General features: G+C 58.9%; 15 protein-coding genes. 12 read left to right on the top strand and 3 right to left on the bottom strand.

Features of this window, described 5'->3' with window-relative positions; all coding sequences use genetic code 11:
* Positions 1–575: 575 nt before the first annotated feature.
* The gene (locus AB4Y32_RS37665; RefSeq protein WP_368726145.1) at positions 576–1,637 is read right to left on the bottom strand and encodes a hypothetical protein; all 1,062 of its coding nucleotides are present in this window, start codon (positions 1,635–1,637) and stop codon (positions 576–578) included.
* Between the two features lie 917 nt (positions 1,638–2,554).
* On the opposite strand from AB4Y32_RS37665, the gene AB4Y32_RS37660 reads away from it, so the two are divergent.
* A complete protein-coding gene (locus AB4Y32_RS37660) occupies positions 2,555–3,454 on the top strand; it encodes a M28 family peptidase (RefSeq protein WP_368726144.1) in 900 nt (299 codons plus the stop codon).
* 418 nt (positions 3,455–3,872) lie between these two features.
* Here the strand turns inward: AB4Y32_RS37660 and AB4Y32_RS37655 are convergent, their stop codons facing one another.
* Complete coding sequence (locus AB4Y32_RS37655) at positions 3,873–4,868, bottom strand: hypothetical protein (protein WP_368726143.1); 996 nt, start codon at positions 4,866–4,868, stop codon at positions 3,873–3,875.
* Between the two features lie 638 nt (positions 4,869–5,506).
* Between AB4Y32_RS37655 and AB4Y32_RS37650 the strand changes: the two genes are divergently transcribed.
* Positions 5,507–6,565 carry a GIY-YIG nuclease family protein gene (locus tag AB4Y32_RS37650; RefSeq protein ID WP_368726142.1) on the top strand — a complete coding sequence of 353 codons (1,059 nt, stop codon included), beginning with the start codon at positions 5,507–5,509 and terminating at the stop codon, positions 6,563–6,565.
* Between the two features lie 22 nt (positions 6,566–6,587).
* Entirely contained in the window at positions 6,588–6,914 is a 327-nt protein-coding gene (locus tag AB4Y32_RS37645; RefSeq protein ID WP_368726141.1) for a hypothetical protein, read from the top strand.
* Positions 6,915–7,250: 336 nt separating this feature from the next.
* Here AB4Y32_RS37645 and ligD read toward each other — a convergent pair whose 3' ends face one another.
* The gene (ligD, locus tag AB4Y32_RS37640; RefSeq protein WP_368726140.1) at positions 7,251–9,116 is read right to left on the bottom strand and encodes a DNA ligase D; all 1,866 of its coding nucleotides are present in this window, start codon (positions 9,114–9,116) and stop codon (positions 7,251–7,253) included.
* 150 nt (positions 9,117–9,266) lie between these two features.
* On the opposite strand from ligD, the gene AB4Y32_RS37635 reads away from it, so the two are divergent.
* The 9 genes from AB4Y32_RS37635 (at position 9,267) to AB4Y32_RS37595 (ending at position 16,595) form a co-directional block, all read left to right on the top strand.
* On the top strand, positions 9,267–10,193 hold the full coding sequence (locus AB4Y32_RS37635) for a non-homologous end joining protein Ku (protein ID WP_368726139.1): 927 nt from the start codon (positions 9,267–9,269) through the stop codon (positions 10,191–10,193).
* Position 10,194: 1 nt separating this feature from the next.
* Positions 10,195–11,013 carry a tetratricopeptide repeat protein gene (locus tag AB4Y32_RS37630; protein ID WP_368726138.1) on the top strand — a complete coding sequence of 273 codons (819 nt, stop codon included), beginning with the start codon at positions 10,195–10,197 and terminating at the stop codon, positions 11,011–11,013.
* Between the two features lie 74 nt (positions 11,014–11,087).
* Positions 11,088–11,300 (top strand): hypothetical protein, encoded by a 213-nt coding sequence (locus AB4Y32_RS37625; RefSeq protein WP_176112754.1) that lies wholly within the window; start codon positions 11,088–11,090, stop codon positions 11,298–11,300.
* Between the two features lie 592 nt (positions 11,301–11,892).
* Positions 11,893–12,237: a hypothetical protein gene (locus tag AB4Y32_RS37620; protein WP_368726137.1), complete on the top strand. Its 345-nt coding sequence runs from the start codon at positions 11,893–11,895 to the stop codon at positions 12,235–12,237.
* Positions 12,238–12,254: 17 nt separating this feature from the next.
* The gene (locus AB4Y32_RS37615; protein WP_368726136.1) at positions 12,255–12,740 is read left to right on the top strand and encodes a hypothetical protein; all 486 of its coding nucleotides are present in this window, start codon (positions 12,255–12,257) and stop codon (positions 12,738–12,740) included.
* Between the two features lie 138 nt (positions 12,741–12,878).
* A complete protein-coding gene (locus tag AB4Y32_RS37610; RefSeq protein WP_368726135.1) occupies positions 12,879–14,255 on the top strand; it encodes an IS4 family transposase in 1,377 nt (458 codons plus the stop codon).
* 100 nt (positions 14,256–14,355) lie between these two features.
* Complete coding sequence (locus tag AB4Y32_RS37605; RefSeq protein ID WP_368726134.1) at positions 14,356–15,570, top strand: RNA-guided endonuclease InsQ/TnpB family protein; 1,215 nt, start codon at positions 14,356–14,358, stop codon at positions 15,568–15,570.
* Positions 15,571–15,737: 167 nt separating this feature from the next.
* Positions 15,738–15,932: a YqaE/Pmp3 family membrane protein gene (locus AB4Y32_RS37600; RefSeq protein WP_368726169.1), complete on the top strand. Its 195-nt coding sequence runs from the start codon at positions 15,738–15,740 to the stop codon at positions 15,930–15,932.
* 312 nt (positions 15,933–16,244) lie between these two features.
* The gene (locus AB4Y32_RS37595) at positions 16,245–16,595 is read left to right on the top strand and encodes a hypothetical protein (protein WP_368726133.1); all 351 of its coding nucleotides are present in this window, start codon (positions 16,245–16,247) and stop codon (positions 16,593–16,595) included.
* The last annotated feature ends 81 nt before the right edge of the window (positions 16,596–16,676 follow it).

The following is a 16,676-nucleotide window of genomic DNA, read 5'->3' as shown; positions in this document are numbered from 1 at the left end:
GACTTTGTTTATTTATTTGCGCGTCCGGCTGGGATCGAACCAACACCCCTGCCTTCGAATGACAGTCGCGCGACACTGCAAACTCGGCGAGATCCATTGGGATACGAGTCCTGACGCTAGTGGCCTAAGTCCGAGCATCAACCGCCGTTCCGTGCGCTGTATCCGCCGGCGGCTCAGGGTCGCGCTGCGTCAGTCCGATCTTCGAACTCATCGCTCGAAAGCGGTCACTGGAATTCAGCGGCCGGGAAGCGGCCAGTCGGCAGCGCGTACTCCCGACCCTTTGCCGACGCTCAATCTGATTGCTGTCTAACGGCAGGTATGAGAGAACAACGGTCCCCTGTCACTCTTGGCGCCCGACATGTCATCGGCCGGTCCAGTCATTCGCTCTGCCGGACTTGAACGCCGCGCGGATGCTCCTACCTTCCCTCCGCGCTACCGCCCTAGGAAGGCGGTACGCTGCCTAGGCGCGGCGCTCCGGACCAGAAGCCCGCCGCGTGGGACGCAATCCGGGACGCACGGCCCCGTGTGCGTCCCGCGCACGCCCTTATTTGTTTTTGCCGCCCTTCTTTACTAGGTCAAGTATCGAAGAAAAAGTCTTCGCAAACATCGGTCCACTGCTCGCGATCTATCCGCGAGCGTTCCAGATCGACGGTGGTCTGCCCCTTTTCCAAAATGTAGTTGCGTTCGGTATCAACCAGAGAGCTAATGACCTTATTGCTGAGGGTTGCCGAACTCGCGAGAAACGCCGCGCGCAATGCCAAGTGCTTCGCTTCGATATTGGTTATCTCATTTTGAAAATACTTGATCTCCGACAGTGAATTTTTATAAAGCTTTAGAAAAAAGTAGGCGAACAGTTCTATTAAAAGTACAAAGGTCAGACGAGGAAGGAAATGAATGAGGAAGGATATGGCCTCATCAAACGCTTTTGCGCCGTTTGGCGCAATAGTGACGTTTCCGCCAGCGGAAATACTACCTATTTGGAGATTACTTGATAACAGAAATATTCCTAGGATGCTCATCCCCGAAACTGATACAAGGATTCCGAGCACTAAGTTCAGATTCCCGCGCCACTGTAGACTAGCTATTTCTCGTGATAGTCTCGCACGGGATTGCTCAAATTGCCGCTCTACGACCTTATCTTTCAGTGTTGAAACCTGCGGCTGGTCAACCGCCAAGTGCGAGTCAAGGCTTCGATCGGATCCTGCGATAGGCGTGGAGACTACGTTCCCAAAATCGTCGATTACGTCCGCAGCATAAGCTTGCCCTAAAGAACGGTTATAGGTTTCAGATTCAATTGATGAAGGGATTTCAACTGTGGTTCCAAGGATTGATATCGAAGGTCTTCTAAAACCCGTTTGAAGGTACAGAAGAGCGCCTAAGCCGAACGAAACGAGAAGTGAAAATAGTGACGCTACAAAAACTATCGAACTCGCCAATCGAGCTTTGTGAGCATTATCAAATATTGAAAACCAAACATTGGAGCCGCCTTCCGAATTCGAAAGAATTAGCCCAAAAATAAAAAGAACACCAAAAAGAATTGCTCCAAGTGCGAGTACCCGCCGTTTCGAATTGGCTAGGATGGTGGTGTAGACGGAGTCACTGTTCGTGGAGCTCGAGGCCGTTGCTTCGCGTTTCATTGCGTATTCCTTATTCAGCGGAGTAGTGCCCTGCGAGCGAGGACCTGCCTTTCGAATTTTTAGTACATCCTGAGCACAACTGCTAGGGACGGAACATAAACCCGATGCGCGCAAGGTTGCTAGAGCAAACGTAGACTGCCCGATGAGACGTCTTAGGCGGTGAACTAGGCGGGCGAGGCACAATACTTTTAGCCGTCGCGCCGAGCGGGCCACGAACGGAACGAAAACGGAGCGGCGGGCGCCTTTCTACGCTCCTAGAGTCTCGTTTGCGTTCCGCGCTGCCTTCGTAACGACTGCAAACCCGCTCCCCGCCTAGAACGGCTACCGCCTTTTAGAAGCGGTTATGCGGTTCCGGGCCGGGGAGCTTTTGACTCAAGGGCGTGAGCGTCACAGATAGTGTTGAAAAACTCTGATCGGGTGCTCTGCCGGGTCCGCTTACCCCTAACCGATGCTCACGAGCGGCTTGTAGAGCGATCTGAGAGGCCGATTTTTCGCGACACGGTCACGCTGCGGCGATGAGCGAGTTTTTCAACAGAATCCACACGAAGCGGTCATTCGCGCAGCGTGATGGTCGGTACGATGCCGACGACCGGATCGGCCGACTTGCTTCCATCGTGCATCCGGCAGGTGCCGAAGTGAACCGGTCGTTGGAATGACGGCTTCGAGTGTTGCGCGAACGGCAACTATTGGCCGAACCCGGCAGCTCGCCGGCCGGCGGCGACCAGAGGTGTCGTCGCCAAGCGATACGAGCGCGGCAGCATCGTCAACAAAGCCGGCATCCGAGGCCCGTTCATCCGAATGCCGGGTTCGATCCGGGCTTGAGGGTTACTCCCAGTGGGAACGCCCGATGCTTCAGTGGCGAAATTCATGCGTGAACGGGTGGAGTGAGACGCATGCGGACTTCGACTGTCTCCGACTTGCCTGCGGCACTGGAGCGCCACGTAAGGGTACTGGCCGGCGAAATCGGCGAACGCAATGTGTTCCGGCCGGGTGCGCTGCACGCGGCAGCCGACTATATCGAGCGGCAATGGATGGCGCACGGCTGCACAGTGACGCGTCAGGACTATCAGGTCTACGGAGTCCTCTGCGCCAATATCGAAGTTGAGGTCGCGGGCCGCGTGCAGTCGGACGAACTAATTGTGCTGGGGGCGCATTACGATACCGTGCGACATAGCCCCGGAGCCGACGATAACGCCAGCGGCATCGCTGCGCTGCTCGAGATCGCCGGGATACTGCGGACGCTCCTGCCCCGATATACCGTGCGCTGCGTGGCGTTCGTGAACGAAGAGGCGCCGTTTTTCTTCCGCGGCGACATGGGCAGCCTCAGATACGCGGGCGCGGCGCGCAAGCGCGGGGATCGCATTCGTCTGATGCTCTCGCTCGAGATGCTTGGCTACTACCGGGACGAGCCGGGCACACAAAGGTATCCTCCTCTGCTGCGTTATTTCTATCCGGCGCAAGGCAACTTTATCGGCTTTGTATCGAATCTTCGCTCTGCGCGTCAGCTGCGGTGGATCGTGGACGCGTTCGAGGCCTCGTCCAGTTTTCCGCTGCAAAGAGCGGCGCTGCCGTGGTGGGTGCCGGGTGTCGCATTGAGCGATCACTCGTCTTTCTGGCGCTACGGTTATCCCGCCGTCATGGTGACGGACACCGCGTACCTGCGCAATCCGCACTACCACACCGCGCAGGATGTCCCGACAACGCTCGACTATGAGCGCATGGCCGAAGTGGCGCTCGGGTTGGCTGCGAGCGTCGCATCGCTGGAGACCAGGCACCATCGCTTCACGAAATGCGATAGTGCCCGATCGGCCATTTAGCCAACGCGGATTTCGGCGCAGTGGGAACCCGCAAGGATTAATCAACGGCCACGATAGAGATCGAAAGGCGAGATCGACCCACTTCCGCCGGTCAAGCCGTCAGCGGTGCAACGACAGGTATCAGAGTCTAGCGGACATCTGACCACGCCGGCCGACTGCCGGGCGGCGTGTACCTGCGGCCGAACTTGCCGCCCGAGTTCAAACGGCGACTGGTCAAACAATCGTTCTAGCCCGGCGCGTCGGTGACCATCAGCAGGATGGCGACGGTCAAATCCGGGGCTGACCGCCCGCCCATTGCTCATGACATCGCCATTCACCGTGGGTGCACCGAGGCTACGCTTCGCTAGTGTAGAACCTGCGACGAAACTTGCTGTAGTAAGTAGTGGCTGTCGGGCGACTGCGGGCATCAAATGGTGCGTCAATATCGTTCGCCAAACAGCCGTCCCCATACCTGGCCCAAAAACTTGGCGCTGTGCCGCTCCTTGATCTGTTTTCCAATGTTATCGAGACCGCGGACAATTACGTACAAACCTGTGACAACCTTAACCCAGTCCAATCCTGGGCCGCCAACAGCGGACAGTGCTCGGCCAGCATCGACATGCGGTATCGCAAGCCAGGTCACGTAAATGCCAATCCAAGTCTCCACCAAGCCGTAAAACAAGCGGAAGCGACTGCGAATCGCATACAGAGCAACGCCCGCCACAGCCAAGATGGCCGCTATCCCCAATACGGGGAAGGTAAGCAAATAATTCGCAAGAAAGTCTCCTAGCTTCGGAACCGTTGGCGCCACCCAGCGAACAAAAATGGCTATAGGGTACGCACCGCCGATTCCTGTTACGAGAGCTAGTCCTAGATACAGGCCGTCATTCAATTCTTTTAGCAATACGGCCCGCCAGGCAATTGACCTCACAATCGTCGCGTCCTTTTCATAATTCTCTTCGTCCTCCCATTTGATGTCGACCGCGGATGAATACATTGAGCGGAGAGGGTGATTCAAACTCAACTTCCTTAACAATCCGTTAGGTGAAACGTTAAGGGATTGTGCCCCGCCGCGAATTTCATATATGTCATCGAGAATGCGTTTATGTATCGTCTGACAACCGGCAAGGATTTTCCCTCTGAATAATTTATCAATAATCGGCGGCCCTGATGCTTCAATCAACAACCGATAGACCTCCTGCTCCAGAGCCAAATCCGTGACAGACTGCGTTACTTTCAACACGCGAACGTAACCCATCGCTTGCGTACGTTCGATCAGACGGTCGAACAATTTTTTGCCGATTAAAAGTTTAGCGCGCTCACGTTGGTACAGTCGTTCCGACACTACGAGGGTCGTATCGGCTCGTTTTATAGCAAGAGCGCGAAAATTAGAGAGAAATAGTTCGGAGGTCGCAAAATAATAAATCCTCGGCATGTGACAGCTCCCTCCGATAACGTCAGACAAAACCGCAAAATTTATTTAATTGCGTTGCAATAAAGGGACATGGATAGAATGCAACCCGGTCGAGTCTTGGGCGTGATCTGACGGCATACTGGCAACTTCGCAGAGAAGATCACTCAAAAAGCCTAGGTTAATTCGCGGCGGTGCTATGTTGCGCACCACACATTCGAGCGAAGTTGAAATAAGCGCGCAACTTTGGGCAAAGGGGCCCTTGCGACGAAAGTCCAAATCGCGGCTTTTACCTAACCGGAGTGGACCAGCCGTTCGAATGACGAGTTTGTGCGATGGGCGAGCGGCAGCAATTGGCCGTTAATTGCCAATCGGTGCGCAATCAACGAAATCATTGCGCGAACGGCAACACGCGACCCATTTCAGCCATACGGGCGGTCGCCAGGCAATGACAGCTCTGAATACCTTAACAGTCGTTCGCTCATGGGGCGACTTGCCGTCCATCCCGCACTGAGCCAACTTGTCCTAATCTCGCCGAACGCACAGCAGTAACGTTGGCTAGGCCGCAGTTCTCGGCGCGTGTTCAATCAATAATGCGGGGCGACATCAAGTTGCATTTATTTGAAAGATTGACATATTGAGATCGCTGACGGGGACGAGCAATGCTTCGTAAATCAGCAAATCAAGCCAGAACACGCTCCGAAATGGAGGCACTTCGGCACACGACATCAAACTGCGAAAAGCTTGGTTTCCAACCACCAGAGCCTGTTGAAACCCTGCGATCAATCGCACACCTGTTTGGATCCAGCAAAAGCCGCTGCGGCATTTATCTGTTGGCATTCCGGGATCACCAGTTCTATATCGGTCAGTCCGTTAACGTCGTCAGCAGATTCTCTCAGCATAGACAAGAATGGGACGACCTAGTCGGGTTTTCATTTCTGCCGGTCAGGCAATCGCAGCTCAACGACGTTGAAGAGCGCCTCATTCGCGACGCCGAGGAACTCGGCATGGTCATTCGCAACAGGCTGCACACATCAATCGTTGTTGGGGACACTGACCTTGATCTGATCCTGGCCCCGGAAGAGCAGGACGCATGGCTGGCATCGCCGAAGCAGTTTAACAAACGGGATCCAGCATCGCTCATGGAACTGCCGTCAGGGCAGGTTGAAAAATTCCGCCACCACTACAGACGGTTTTTGGACCAGCCTCAGAGTGCCAACGTAATCCGACTCCTGACGACGTACATTCACGAATGCCTTCCTGCGCCACAACGAACTGAATACTCGTTCTGGTCCCTTAGCTGTATGCCCAGCACCAATGCGGCTACGTGGCCGCGGCTTGCGTGTATTAATGTCGGCGGTATGGAAGTGTTCGTGCTAGGCCATTACAAGGATGCCCCCTGGAAGCTTTGGGGATTCGTCAACGTGGCTACCGATGCCCTGGCAGAAAAATACGGTAATGCGCGAGAGCTAATAGCAGCGTTTCCAGGTATCAGGTTTTCCACTGCAAGACCTTACCGGGATGCCGGACAATTCCAGATCCGTCTTGAGGCTGATGATCAGGACTTTTTCCAATTGATGGCTGATTCCTGTGTCATGAGAGCAGCGGCAACTTTGGCGCTACGAGTCATGCGAAAGCGGCCGACCTTTTTCGGTAAGCACCATTGCAAGCTGCTTTCTAATGCCATTCTGAATGCCGACACGGGAGCAGGATCGAATTGAGACTTACCGCCATAGGTGCCAAATGATCGCAGAAACTTTCCGCAAGGATGAACGCGGCTACCTTGCATGGTTGGCGGCGAACCCCCAAGGTTTCGTCCTCAATCGCTATCGAAACGAAAACTCGGCGTCGTACCTGGTCCTACACCGGGCAACCTGTCGTCTCGTTAGTCAGTTATCGGGAAATGCGCGCGCGGGCGGATTCACTGAGCGCGGATACATAAAGATCTGCGCTTCGGATGTTGAAACGCTCGCGGGTTATGCGCGTCAGCACGCTTCTAAACATGGCAAGCCGGGTCGTTCGTTCTCGAAGGTCTGTGCCATCTGCGATCCAACTGGCGTCGAGCGGTAACGCAGACAAACGCCCGCGTGGCCGGTGCAGCACCTATCTATCCGTCTGCGGCGCCGTCCTGCTGTCACGGCATGCCCGACGAGTGCGCCTGTATTCCTGCGCGTGGCCCACGGCGTGATAATCACGGCGTCCAGTCGATGTATCGAGTCCGAGGTCGAACCGCCCCGTGGTCGCCTCACTTTAATTAGCGGATGCAATCAGCCCGTCCCGAAGGGCACCTCGTTGGCGGGTAGCTCGTCCGTCGGGTTCCAGAGGTAATGCAGCCAATCAAACGACAGGTTTCAGAGTTTGCCGAACGGCCGATTGTGGCCGGTCGCCGACGCTCAATCTGTGTCGTCAGTCCGTCGCGCGAACGGCTCGCCGCATTCTGTCGGTGATTTGCTGCTCGACCGCATAAGCAGCGCCGCCTTCCAACCGCGACCGTGCTTCGGCGATCCCCGTCAGCACATTCCAATCGGCGGCACCGCCGAGTCCGTGCAGTCGATTCCACGCGACCGGCATCGATACTGGGAGGCCGCGCCTGGCGCGCGGAGACAGAGCGACGGCCGTCGTTGCGCCTTTGCCGTTTCGAAGGTAATCCACAAATATTTTTCCGATGCGATTTCGAGGCCCAGACACGGCCGAAAAGCGTTGCGGGATTACCTTTGCGAGATGGCGCGCGATCGCGTGACTGAATCCCTTGACGTCCCGCCACGTATGGACTGGCGCGAGCGGCACAATGATGTGAACACCCTTCCCTCCGCTGGTCTTGCAAAACGACTGTAGCCCGAGTTCGTCCAGCACGACCCGCGTAAGCGTTGCGGCCTCAACCATCACGCTCCAGTCGAGCTGCGGGTCGGGGTCGAGGTCCAGAATGAAGCGGTCGGGATGGTCGAGATCAGGAGCGATCGCGTTCCAAGCATGGATCTCGACCGTGTTGAGCTGAGCGAGTTCCAGCAGTGCTTCCCGTGTGTTCGCAACGAGCAGCGGCGCATGGCCGGGGTGCATCGACGGTGGCAACTGGGCAACTGCTTTGAAGCGCTGCCCTTCTGCGTGCTTCTGATAGAACATCTCGCCATCGATACCATCAGGCGCGCGTACGATCATTAGGGGCCTGTCCTTGATGTACGGCAAGAGGTAATCGGCGACCGCGTCAAAGTACCGTGCGACGTCCGCCTTGGTGAGGCCCGCCGATGGATCAACGATGCGGGAAGCGTTGGTGATTGTCGTTCCGGCCACGCTCGAACTCGCACCGCGACGACTACTCGTCGCGGGCGGAGCAACCGGCTTTTCTTCATGGACTTCGTCTGCCTCCTTATCGTCGCGCAGCGCCTTCAGGACGCCGTGTCGGATCTCCCCAGACGAAGTCCATTCGAGGAACGACACTTCGACAACTACATGTGGCCGCATCCAGACGAGCTCCCGTCCCCGCTCAGGCTTCGGCGGGTTAAAGAATGGCGATTCGGCGCCCGGTTCCAGACGCTCGCGCAGCGCGCGCATCTGTGCGGGCCGCAACGTCGCCTTAACCGAACCGGCGAAGCGAAAACCGCCGTCGCGTTCATACACGCCGAGCAGCAACGAGCGAATGCCTGCTGTCGCTCCCGCGCTGCGGCTGATACCGCCGACGACGAACTCTTGCCGTTGCAGGCATTTGACCTTGGCCCAGTCGGGCGAGCGGCCTTCCGTATGGGGACGATCCATCCGCTTGCCGATGAGCCCTTCAAGACCCATACGACAGGCGGAGTCGAGCAACGATTCGACGCCCTCGTTGAATGTGTTGCTAAGCCGTATGCGTGCGTCGTCGACGCCGGAAAGCAACTGCCGCAGTGCGGCCTGCCGGTCGCGGAGTGGGGCCTGGCGCAGGTCGACACCATCCAGAAACATCATGTCGAAAGCGAAAAACGTCAGGCCTGCCGTGCGGCACGTGGAGAAGGCATTTTGCAAAGCCGAGAAGTCGGGGACGTCGGCTTTATTGAGCGCCACCACCTCGCCATCGATCCACGCCTGGCTGACTGGCAAGCGGGCGAATGCTTCCGCCAGGACAGGCATCTTCCCTGTCCAGTCGTGGCCGTTGCGCGTGAACAGTGTCACCGAGCCGTTGTCGATACGGCACAGCATGCGATAGCCGTCGAACTTGATTTCGTACGACCAGTTCGGACCCACTGGCGGGCGATCGACCAGCGTTGCGAGCTGCGGCCGGATGATCTCCGGCAGGCGGTCCAACTGGCCCTCGCCCGCCCGATCGGCTACTCTCGTTCTACGCGCCACCTGTTGCACCTCCAGAAATCTACCGGCGTCGCACTGACCATTCCCGGCGGGCGCGCTGGCCGGGAAATTGCTGCTTCCGTGAGCGCCTGCCAACGGGAGAATGTCATGGCCGCTCCGCGTTCGATCGCTTCGATGACGATCAGCTTCGGGCTTGTGTCGATTCCATGCCGCATGTTCTCGGCAACGGAATCCAAGTCTGCCGTCAGCTTTAACATGCTGCACAAGGATTGCGGCGCCCGTGTGCGTCAGCAGCTCTACTGCCCCGCCCATCAGGCCGTCATTGAGCGTTCTGATACCGTCAAAGGATACGAGTTCGAGAAGGACAAGTACGTCGTTTTCGAGCCGTCCGAGCTCGAGGCGTTCGAGGCGACCGCCAGCCACAGCATCGACATCGTCGCCTTCCTTCCGGCCGACGCAATCGATCCGATCTATTTCGACAAGGCTTACTATCTCGGCCCCGACAAGCGCGGTGCGAAGCCCTACCAGCTACTCGCGCAGGCGATGACCGAGACCGGCACCTGCGCGCTCGCCAAGTTCGTGATGAAGGGAAAGCAGAACGTCGCGCAGGTGCGTGCCGGACCGGACGGGCTCATCCTCCAGCAGCTTCTTTACGCCGATGAGGTACGGGCGCAGTCGGCGATCGGCATTGACAAGCCGGAGGTGCAGCTGGCGGAACTGAAGCTCGCCGAACAGCTTATCGAGCAGTACCGCGTCGATTCGTACGACCCGACGCAGTTCAAGGACGAGGAAAAGGAGCGCCTGCTCGCCGCCATCGACCAGAAAATCGCGGGCAAGAAGATCACCTTGCAGCCCGCCGCGCAGCCCGAGGGCGCGGAGATCATCGACCTCGTCGAGGCTCTGCGGGCGAGCCTGAAGGGACAAGGTACGGCGGCCGTGAAGCAAAAACCCGAGGCCGCCGCACCTATCGCCGAGCCGGCCGCGCCGAAGCAGCGCAAGTCGGCGCGCCGTGCTGCAACTCCAGAAGTACCCGCCGCCCCCGCACCGGCCCGAAAGACAGGAACCCGCAAATAGCATGACCCGCGAAGAACGCTTTCGCATGCGTGACGTGCAGCGGATGCTGGGCGTCTCGCGAACCGTGATCACCCAGCTCGTCGCAGGCGGCTTCGTCCAGCCGGCGCGCGGCCACGGCAGAGAGACACTGTTTTCGTTTCGCGACGTCGTCATGCTGCGCACCGCCCATTCGTTGAGAAAGGCGGGCATCCCGCCGCGCAAGATCGTGCGAGCACTGGAAAACCTGCGCGCGACCTGGTCGCCCGACAAGGACCTCACGGCGATCCGGATCACTGCCGTCGGCGCCGACGTGGCCGTGCAGGACCGCGACGGACCGTGGGACGCCCAAACTGGCCAGCTACTGCTGGATTTTGAGCCGACGCCCGCATGCGGCGGTACCGGCATCGTCACGGAGATTCAAAAGCGCCGCGCGCCCGACGAATTCGCTGACGCTGCCGCAAGGGAGGCTGAGGGCGATGTGGACGGCGCCGAAGCCGGCTACCGGCGCGCCATTGAATCGGACCGGACCTATCTCGACGCGTACCTGAACCTTGGATGCCTGCTATCGGAGTGCGGCCGCTACGATGATGCTATCGAGGTATGGCGTAACGCCCTGCTGGAAAACCCGGACCATCACCTGCTTCACTTCAATCTCGGCGTGGCGCTGGAAGACTCTGGCCGCCTCGAACAAGCCCTCATCGCATACCGACGCAGCATCGAACTGAAACACGACTTCGCGGACGCGCATTTCAACGCGGCGCGCATCCATGAGGAACTGGGCCAGCAGACACATGCGATCCGCCACTACAACGCCTACCGGACATTGAACCGCGACGGTTGAGGGGCTCCCCGAGCCCGTCGGGCATCAGGCTTGCTGTCCCCTTTTTGCGTCCGATTTGACCAGTGAGGCAAGTTATGGCAGAGCAGCACAAACCCGGCGAGATCGTGAAAACGTCCGGGATCTACAAGGTCGTTCACGAAGGCGACAGCAAGGCAGCGTTCGAAGTGACATGCGTCGAGGGTGAACATTTCCCGCCGACACGTACCGGCAAAGGCGCGGTCTATGAGCTTGTGCACGGTGCGACGCATTCGCACAAGCACAGCGAACTCGGCAGCGGCGACAAGTGACAGAGCGCCCCGGCGCGCAGCGTGACGGGACGTCTCGCCGCGTATCTGGCGTCCGCGCTGATACCAGGCGCGGTCAGCGCCGTACTGGCGCGGGCTCGAAGTTCCAGGGGATCGTCTGGATCCTTGCGAGGAAGGGCTGCCAAGGGATTGCGGCGGCGACAGACCGGACAGATGAAATAAACGCCCTCCTCGTCCATCTCTGGCAAGGCGACCTGCAGCGTCACCATCATCCGACAGCCGGTGCATATCCACATGGCGGCCTCCGCGCGTCAGCTGTCTTTATAGTTCACGCGGACGGTATATGGGAAGCGGGTAGTCGAGACGCACCGGGCATGACCGTTCCAATTGAGGTGGATTTTCCTCAGTCCCCGCTGCCCCCGCCCCCGCTGGCGCCCAAGGTCAGTTCCGTTCCCTGTGCGCCCGGTCACCGTTCAGTTCCACGCGCTTTACGCCGATAACCAGTGAGCCACAATCTGTGCCGCACCCCCGGCGGAACCGCGGAGCGAGCTTGACAACCCGTCCGCGCAAGTACGATGGAAGCAAATCTATCGGGGCAAATATGGCGCGACACGACCGCATCACATCTGGAAGCATGAGCAAGCAACTAAAAATCACAGCAATCAAAGCGCTGATCATTGGCTCTTTCATCGGTACCGCCTGCCTGGAAGTCGCAGCACCGGCCTCGGCAGGAGAGCGCGGCGCGCACATCGGCTGGCACGTCCGGCAGCCTGCCCGGTTCATTGTCTCGGGCGTCTTGCGGCAGGACGGGACCAAGGATGTCATCAAGCCAATCCACGCGATCGTCACTGCCGACGATGAGAACGCCGCCATCGCGATGTTTACGGGCACGGCGCGGAAACAGTATCCTGGCTATACGTTGATCGCTACGCTCGCTTCGCCGGCGCCGGCGGCTGGCACCTGCGAGAACAGTATTTAAGTCCACCACGCAACACAATGCCCGTATCAAAAAAGCGCAGGAAGTTGGCCAACGCAAGCGCAGAACAGGCCACCAGGAAACGTCTGCTGACATCGCCCCTCGCACGGGCAGAGGCAGACCGGATCATTCTGCAAATCCGGGTCGCCCTCGAAGCAATCCGTTCCGGACGCAGCGACGGCACAGCGTTGCTACTTCTGCATTCGGTGGTCATGCTCACCGAACTACTGACTGAGGAAGGTCGCGGCACCTTGCCGTTAGATATGGTCCGCGACACCGGCCGGGGCGTCGCAATTTTTCGCGAACAAGCCCGGGTCAAACACGAATGGGCGTTACCCGACGCGTTGCGCGATGCCCTTATGGCGATCGTCAACGAGTATGACCGAATGATGCACCAGGTGCCGCTACAGACCGTACTTGCCGCTACCGGAAAACTGGAGCGGCTTGAAAATGACGATCCACAGCATTTCCGCTTTGTACGCGACAACAATGGCGCGCCGAGTTGACCGGGATGCGCGTCAAGCCCCGTCATTCATGGCTCAGGATTACCCACATCTTTTGAAATAAGAAGGTAGGTTGCGGTTGTAAACGCGCCAGGGCGGTGTTAACTTTGGTCCATCCTGTACATGTGACGGCGGCCGGGATTGGGCAGCGAGCACGATGCAGACGACTGGGCGAGTGACGAATTCGGCGACGCAAATCTGGGTGATGCGCGTCTGTCGCGGCGCCTGGTCGTGCTGGCTCGCCGGCTGGCGAGCAGCCCGCAGGTGTCGTTGCCTCAGTCGTTGCGTCCGGCCGAGCTGAAAGCGGCGTACCGCTTCTTCGATAACGAGCAGATTGACACCAACAGCGTGCTTGCGCCGCATATCACGCAAACCTTGGGGCGCATGAACCAGGTACCGGTGGTGCTGGCGATACAGGACACGACCGAATTCAACCTGTCGCATCTGCGCGCCACAGAAGGATTGGGTTACGTGACGGGTGATAACGGGCGTGGCTTCCTGATGCATAGCCTGCTAGCGGTGACACCTGAGGGTTTGCCGCTGGGTGTGCTTGGGATGAAGACCTGGGCGCGGCCCAATGAGAAGCTCGGCAGCAAGTACCAGCGCAAATCCCGGGCGATTCACGACAAGGAAAGCATCAAGTGGATCGAAGGCATTGAGCATCTGGCGGCGCTCAAATCGCGTTGTCCCGGGACCCAGCTGGTCGGCATCGGTGATCGCGAAAGCGACGTATATGAGTTTTTTGCGGCTGAGCGTCCAGCCGGAGTGGACTGGCTGATCCGGGCAGCGTGGAATCGCCGCGCGCGCCACCCGCAGGGGTATCTGTGGCAGGTCGTGCTGGCTACGTCACCAGCGGGCCATACCGAGCTGCAAGTGCCGGCCAGAGGTGCCCGTGTGCAACGTACGGCGCGGCTGACGCTGCGATACGCGCCGGTGCGTCTGCGCCCACCGAAGGCACGGGCTAGCCAGCTATGCGAGCTGGATGTCTTTGCGATTCACGTCATCGAGGAAGATCCTCCTGCCGGTGTCGAGGCGCTCGAATGGATGCTCCTGAGTTCCGTGCCCACGACATCACCCCAGCAAGCCTTCGAGAGGCTGGCGTGGTATGCGCGGCGCTGGACGATCGAAACGTGGCACCGCGTCCTAAAAAGCGGCTGCAGTATCGAGGCACGCCAGTTCGGTACCCTCGACCGGTTCGTGAGAGCTACAGCGCTGTTTGCCGTAGTCGCCTGGCGCATCCTCTACACGACGCTGCTGGCTCGCCTCGATGGCGAGCTGCCTTGCGAAGTAGTACTTCAAGCTGTCGAATGGCGGGCGTTGTATTGCCGCGTGCATCGCTCGACGAGACCACCGGACAGAGTGCCATCGTTGGCTCAGGCCGCGCTCTGGATCGCGAGCCTCGGCGGTTACCTGAATCGCCGGAATGATCCTCCGCCCGGTCCCACCGTCATGTGGCGCGGCTTTCTTGCCTTGTATGAAATCACCGAGATGTATCGCATCTTCAGGCAAGACGAATGACTGCACTTGTGGGTAAAGATCAGTCATTCATGGCGGGGAAGGAAAGCGCGGACGCAGAAGGCGTCCTTGAAAGCGCGTGATCACTGGTAAGCTTTCTCCTATGCAGCGACTCCAAGCCTTCAAATTCGAACTGATGCCCAACGGCGAACAGCGGCGCAACATGCATCGCTTCGCTGGCTCGTGCCGGTTCGTCTTCAACAAGGCGCTGGCGTTGCAGAAGGCGAGCTACGGGCTAGGCGAGAAGAAGCTCGGCTATGCCGGACTGTGCAAATTGCTCACCGAATGGCGCAACTGCACTGAAACCGCGTGGCTGGCTGAGGCTCCGGTTCATCCGCTGCAACAGACGCTCAAGGATCTCGAGCGGGCCTACGCGAACTTCTTCGCCAGGCGGGCGGACTTCCCGAAGTTCAAGAAGCGAGGCCAGCACGACAGCTTCCGCTACCCCGACCCGAAACAGATCAAGCTCGATCAGGCCAATAGCCGCATCTTCCTGCCCAAGCTCGGCTGGCTGCGCTACCGGAACAGTCGTGTGGTGCTTGGTGATGTTCGCAGCGCGACGGTATCGTTGCGCGCCGGCAGGTGGTACGTCAGCATTCTCACAGCGCGCGAAGTAGACCAACCGGTTCCGCAAGGCCCAGCCGTCGGTATCGATGTCGGTGTGGCGCGGTTCGCGACCCTGAGCGACGGCACATTCATCCCGCCGCTCGCCAGCTTCAGGAAGCACGAGCAACGGCTCGCGAAATATCAGCGCCGCATGGCTCGCAAGGTCAAGGGCAGCAGCAACTGGAAGAAGGCGAAGGCCGGCATCCAACGCATTCACGCGCGCATCGCAAACGCGCGAGCAGACTTCCTGCACAAGGCATCGAACACGATCAGCAAAAACCACGCAATGATCGCCGTCGAGGACTTGCGGGTACGCAACATGAGCAAGTCTGCCAGGGGCACGGCAGCTGCGCCCGGTCGTAATGTCCACGCGAAATCAGGCCTCAACAAGGCGATTCTAGACCAGGGGTGGGGCGAGTTTCGCCGGCAGCTGGAGTATAAGTCGGCGTGGCGCGGCGGGTACTTCGTCGCAGTGCCGCCGCACAACACGAGCCGCACGTGTCCATGCTGCGGCCATGTGTCGGTCGAAAATCGCAGGACTCAGGCATTGTTCACCTGCATCAAATGTGAGCACACGGCCAACGCCGATCACGTCGGCGCGATCAATGTTCTAGCGGCGGGGCACGCCGTTCTAGCCTGTGGAGAGAAGGCGCAGTCAGGCCACTCGGCGAAGCAGGAACCCTCTGAAGCGGCTACGCTGATCATCGCGTAGCGCCGTAGGAACCCCCTCACTTTCCGCCGATAGGCGCGACCGCAGGGTCGTCGAGGGAGGGGAGGATGTCAACAACCTTCATCAATGACCGAATTTGCGGCGAGCGTTCGCCTCAATCGTCAGCAAATCGCTGGCGGCTTACTCTACTCAACCAAACAAGGATCAAAATGCGTCTGTTGCTTGCTCTCGTTTTTCCGTGGCTTCAATTTTTCACAATCGGCCGCCCCCTCGCAGGAACCATCTGCCTGATTTTGCAGATTACGATCATTGGCTGGATTCCGGCCGCGATATGGTCGGTCTATGCGCTGAGCCAGTATAAAACCGACCGCAAGATTGAGCGCGCGCTCGCGTCTCGCGGGTAGTTCATCATTCGAGCAACCCGCCCGCGAAACTAACCATGTCTGACGTAGTCCTCACAGACCGAATGGAAGCAGGATTCGCCCTATGGCTGGTCGCACCCTAGCGGCTGGACCATCGGGCGATACGATCTCACTTCATGCTGTGGCAGGGTCGCGACCACCGGGGCAAGTTTAATAGCCTCGAAGCGGCGCAGGCCCAGCATCGTCTGCAGACGAGCGCATAGGAAAAGCAACATGTCGAGTTACCTTAAACTCAAGGCAGAGCTCGCGACGATTGCGTCACGTCGCCGGTAGCACGCCGGGGCAGCATGCTCCATGCTGATACCATTGCGCGAAGCCCGTCCCTTGATGGCGGGCCTTTCAACGGAGCTAATGGATAAGATGGCGTCAAGCCGGAAGCGCGCACGAGACAAAAAGATGGCGCGCAAGCCGCTCACCAAAACGAAGCTGCTGCCAATGAACGCGGCACTGGTGCGTGACTCGTCACTCTCCTATCACGTTGCGCTCGACGGCTGGCGTCGCGGCCACGGCAACCGCCGCATGGTCAACGAACTCACCCGCGCGACTTACATGGCGTGGTTCCTTCAGTGCGCCGGCTATGGGGACGCGCCCGACCAACTTGAGCGTGAGCACGTAAATCGATGGGGCAATGATCAAGATAAATGATGTTGAAGGAATCAAGTAAAACGGGGGCGATGATGCCCCCGTTGTCGTTTCAGAACGGCTCGTCGGCCGGCCGGTGCGGCG

The sequence above is a fragment of the Paraburkholderia phymatum genome (assembly GCF_040965635.1).
GTDB classification, from domain to species: domain Bacteria; phylum Pseudomonadota; class Gammaproteobacteria; order Burkholderiales; family Burkholderiaceae; genus Paraburkholderia; species Paraburkholderia phymatum_B.
The sequence above is the reverse complement of the archived record's forward strand: the minus strand, read 5'-3'. Positions and strand labels throughout refer to the sequence as shown.

Excerpts from the sequence above, each read along its gene's own strand:
- AB4Y32_RS37620 (WP_368726137.1), top strand. The coding sequence starts at position 11,893 with ATGAGCAAGCAACTAAAAATCACAGCAATCAAAGCGCTGATCATTGGC.
- AB4Y32_RS37605 (WP_368726134.1), top strand. The coding sequence starts at position 14,356 with ATGCAGCGACTCCAAGCCTTCAAATTCGAACTGATGCCCAACGGCGAA.
- AB4Y32_RS37600 (WP_368726169.1), top strand. The coding sequence starts at position 15,738 with ATGCGTCTGTTGCTTGCTCTCGTTTTTCCGTGGCTTCAATTTTTCACA.
- AB4Y32_RS37665 (WP_368726145.1), bottom strand. The coding sequence starts at position 1,637 with ATGAAACGCGAAGCAACGGCCTCGAGCTCCACGAACAGTGACTCCGTC.
- AB4Y32_RS37645 (WP_368726141.1), top strand. The coding sequence starts at position 6,588 with ATGATCGCAGAAACTTTCCGCAAGGATGAACGCGGCTACCTTGCATGG.
- AB4Y32_RS37615 (WP_368726136.1), top strand. The coding sequence starts at position 12,255 with ATGCCCGTATCAAAAAAGCGCAGGAAGTTGGCCAACGCAAGCGCAGAA.
- AB4Y32_RS37635 (WP_368726139.1), top strand. The coding sequence starts at position 9,267 with ATGGCCGCTCCGCGTTCGATCGCTTCGATGACGATCAGCTTCGGGCTT.
- AB4Y32_RS37630 (WP_368726138.1), top strand. The coding sequence starts at position 10,195 with ATGACCCGCGAAGAACGCTTTCGCATGCGTGACGTGCAGCGGATGCTG.
- AB4Y32_RS37655 (WP_368726143.1), bottom strand. The coding sequence starts at position 4,868 with ATGCCGAGGATTTATTATTTTGCGACCTCCGAACTATTTCTCTCTAAT.
- AB4Y32_RS37625 (WP_176112754.1), top strand. The coding sequence starts at position 11,088 with ATGGCAGAGCAGCACAAACCCGGCGAGATCGTGAAAACGTCCGGGATC.
- AB4Y32_RS37595 (WP_368726133.1), top strand. The coding sequence starts at position 16,245 with ATGCTGATACCATTGCGCGAAGCCCGTCCCTTGATGGCGGGCCTTTCA.
- AB4Y32_RS37650 (WP_368726142.1), top strand. The coding sequence starts at position 5,507 with ATGCTTCGTAAATCAGCAAATCAAGCCAGAACACGCTCCGAAATGGAG.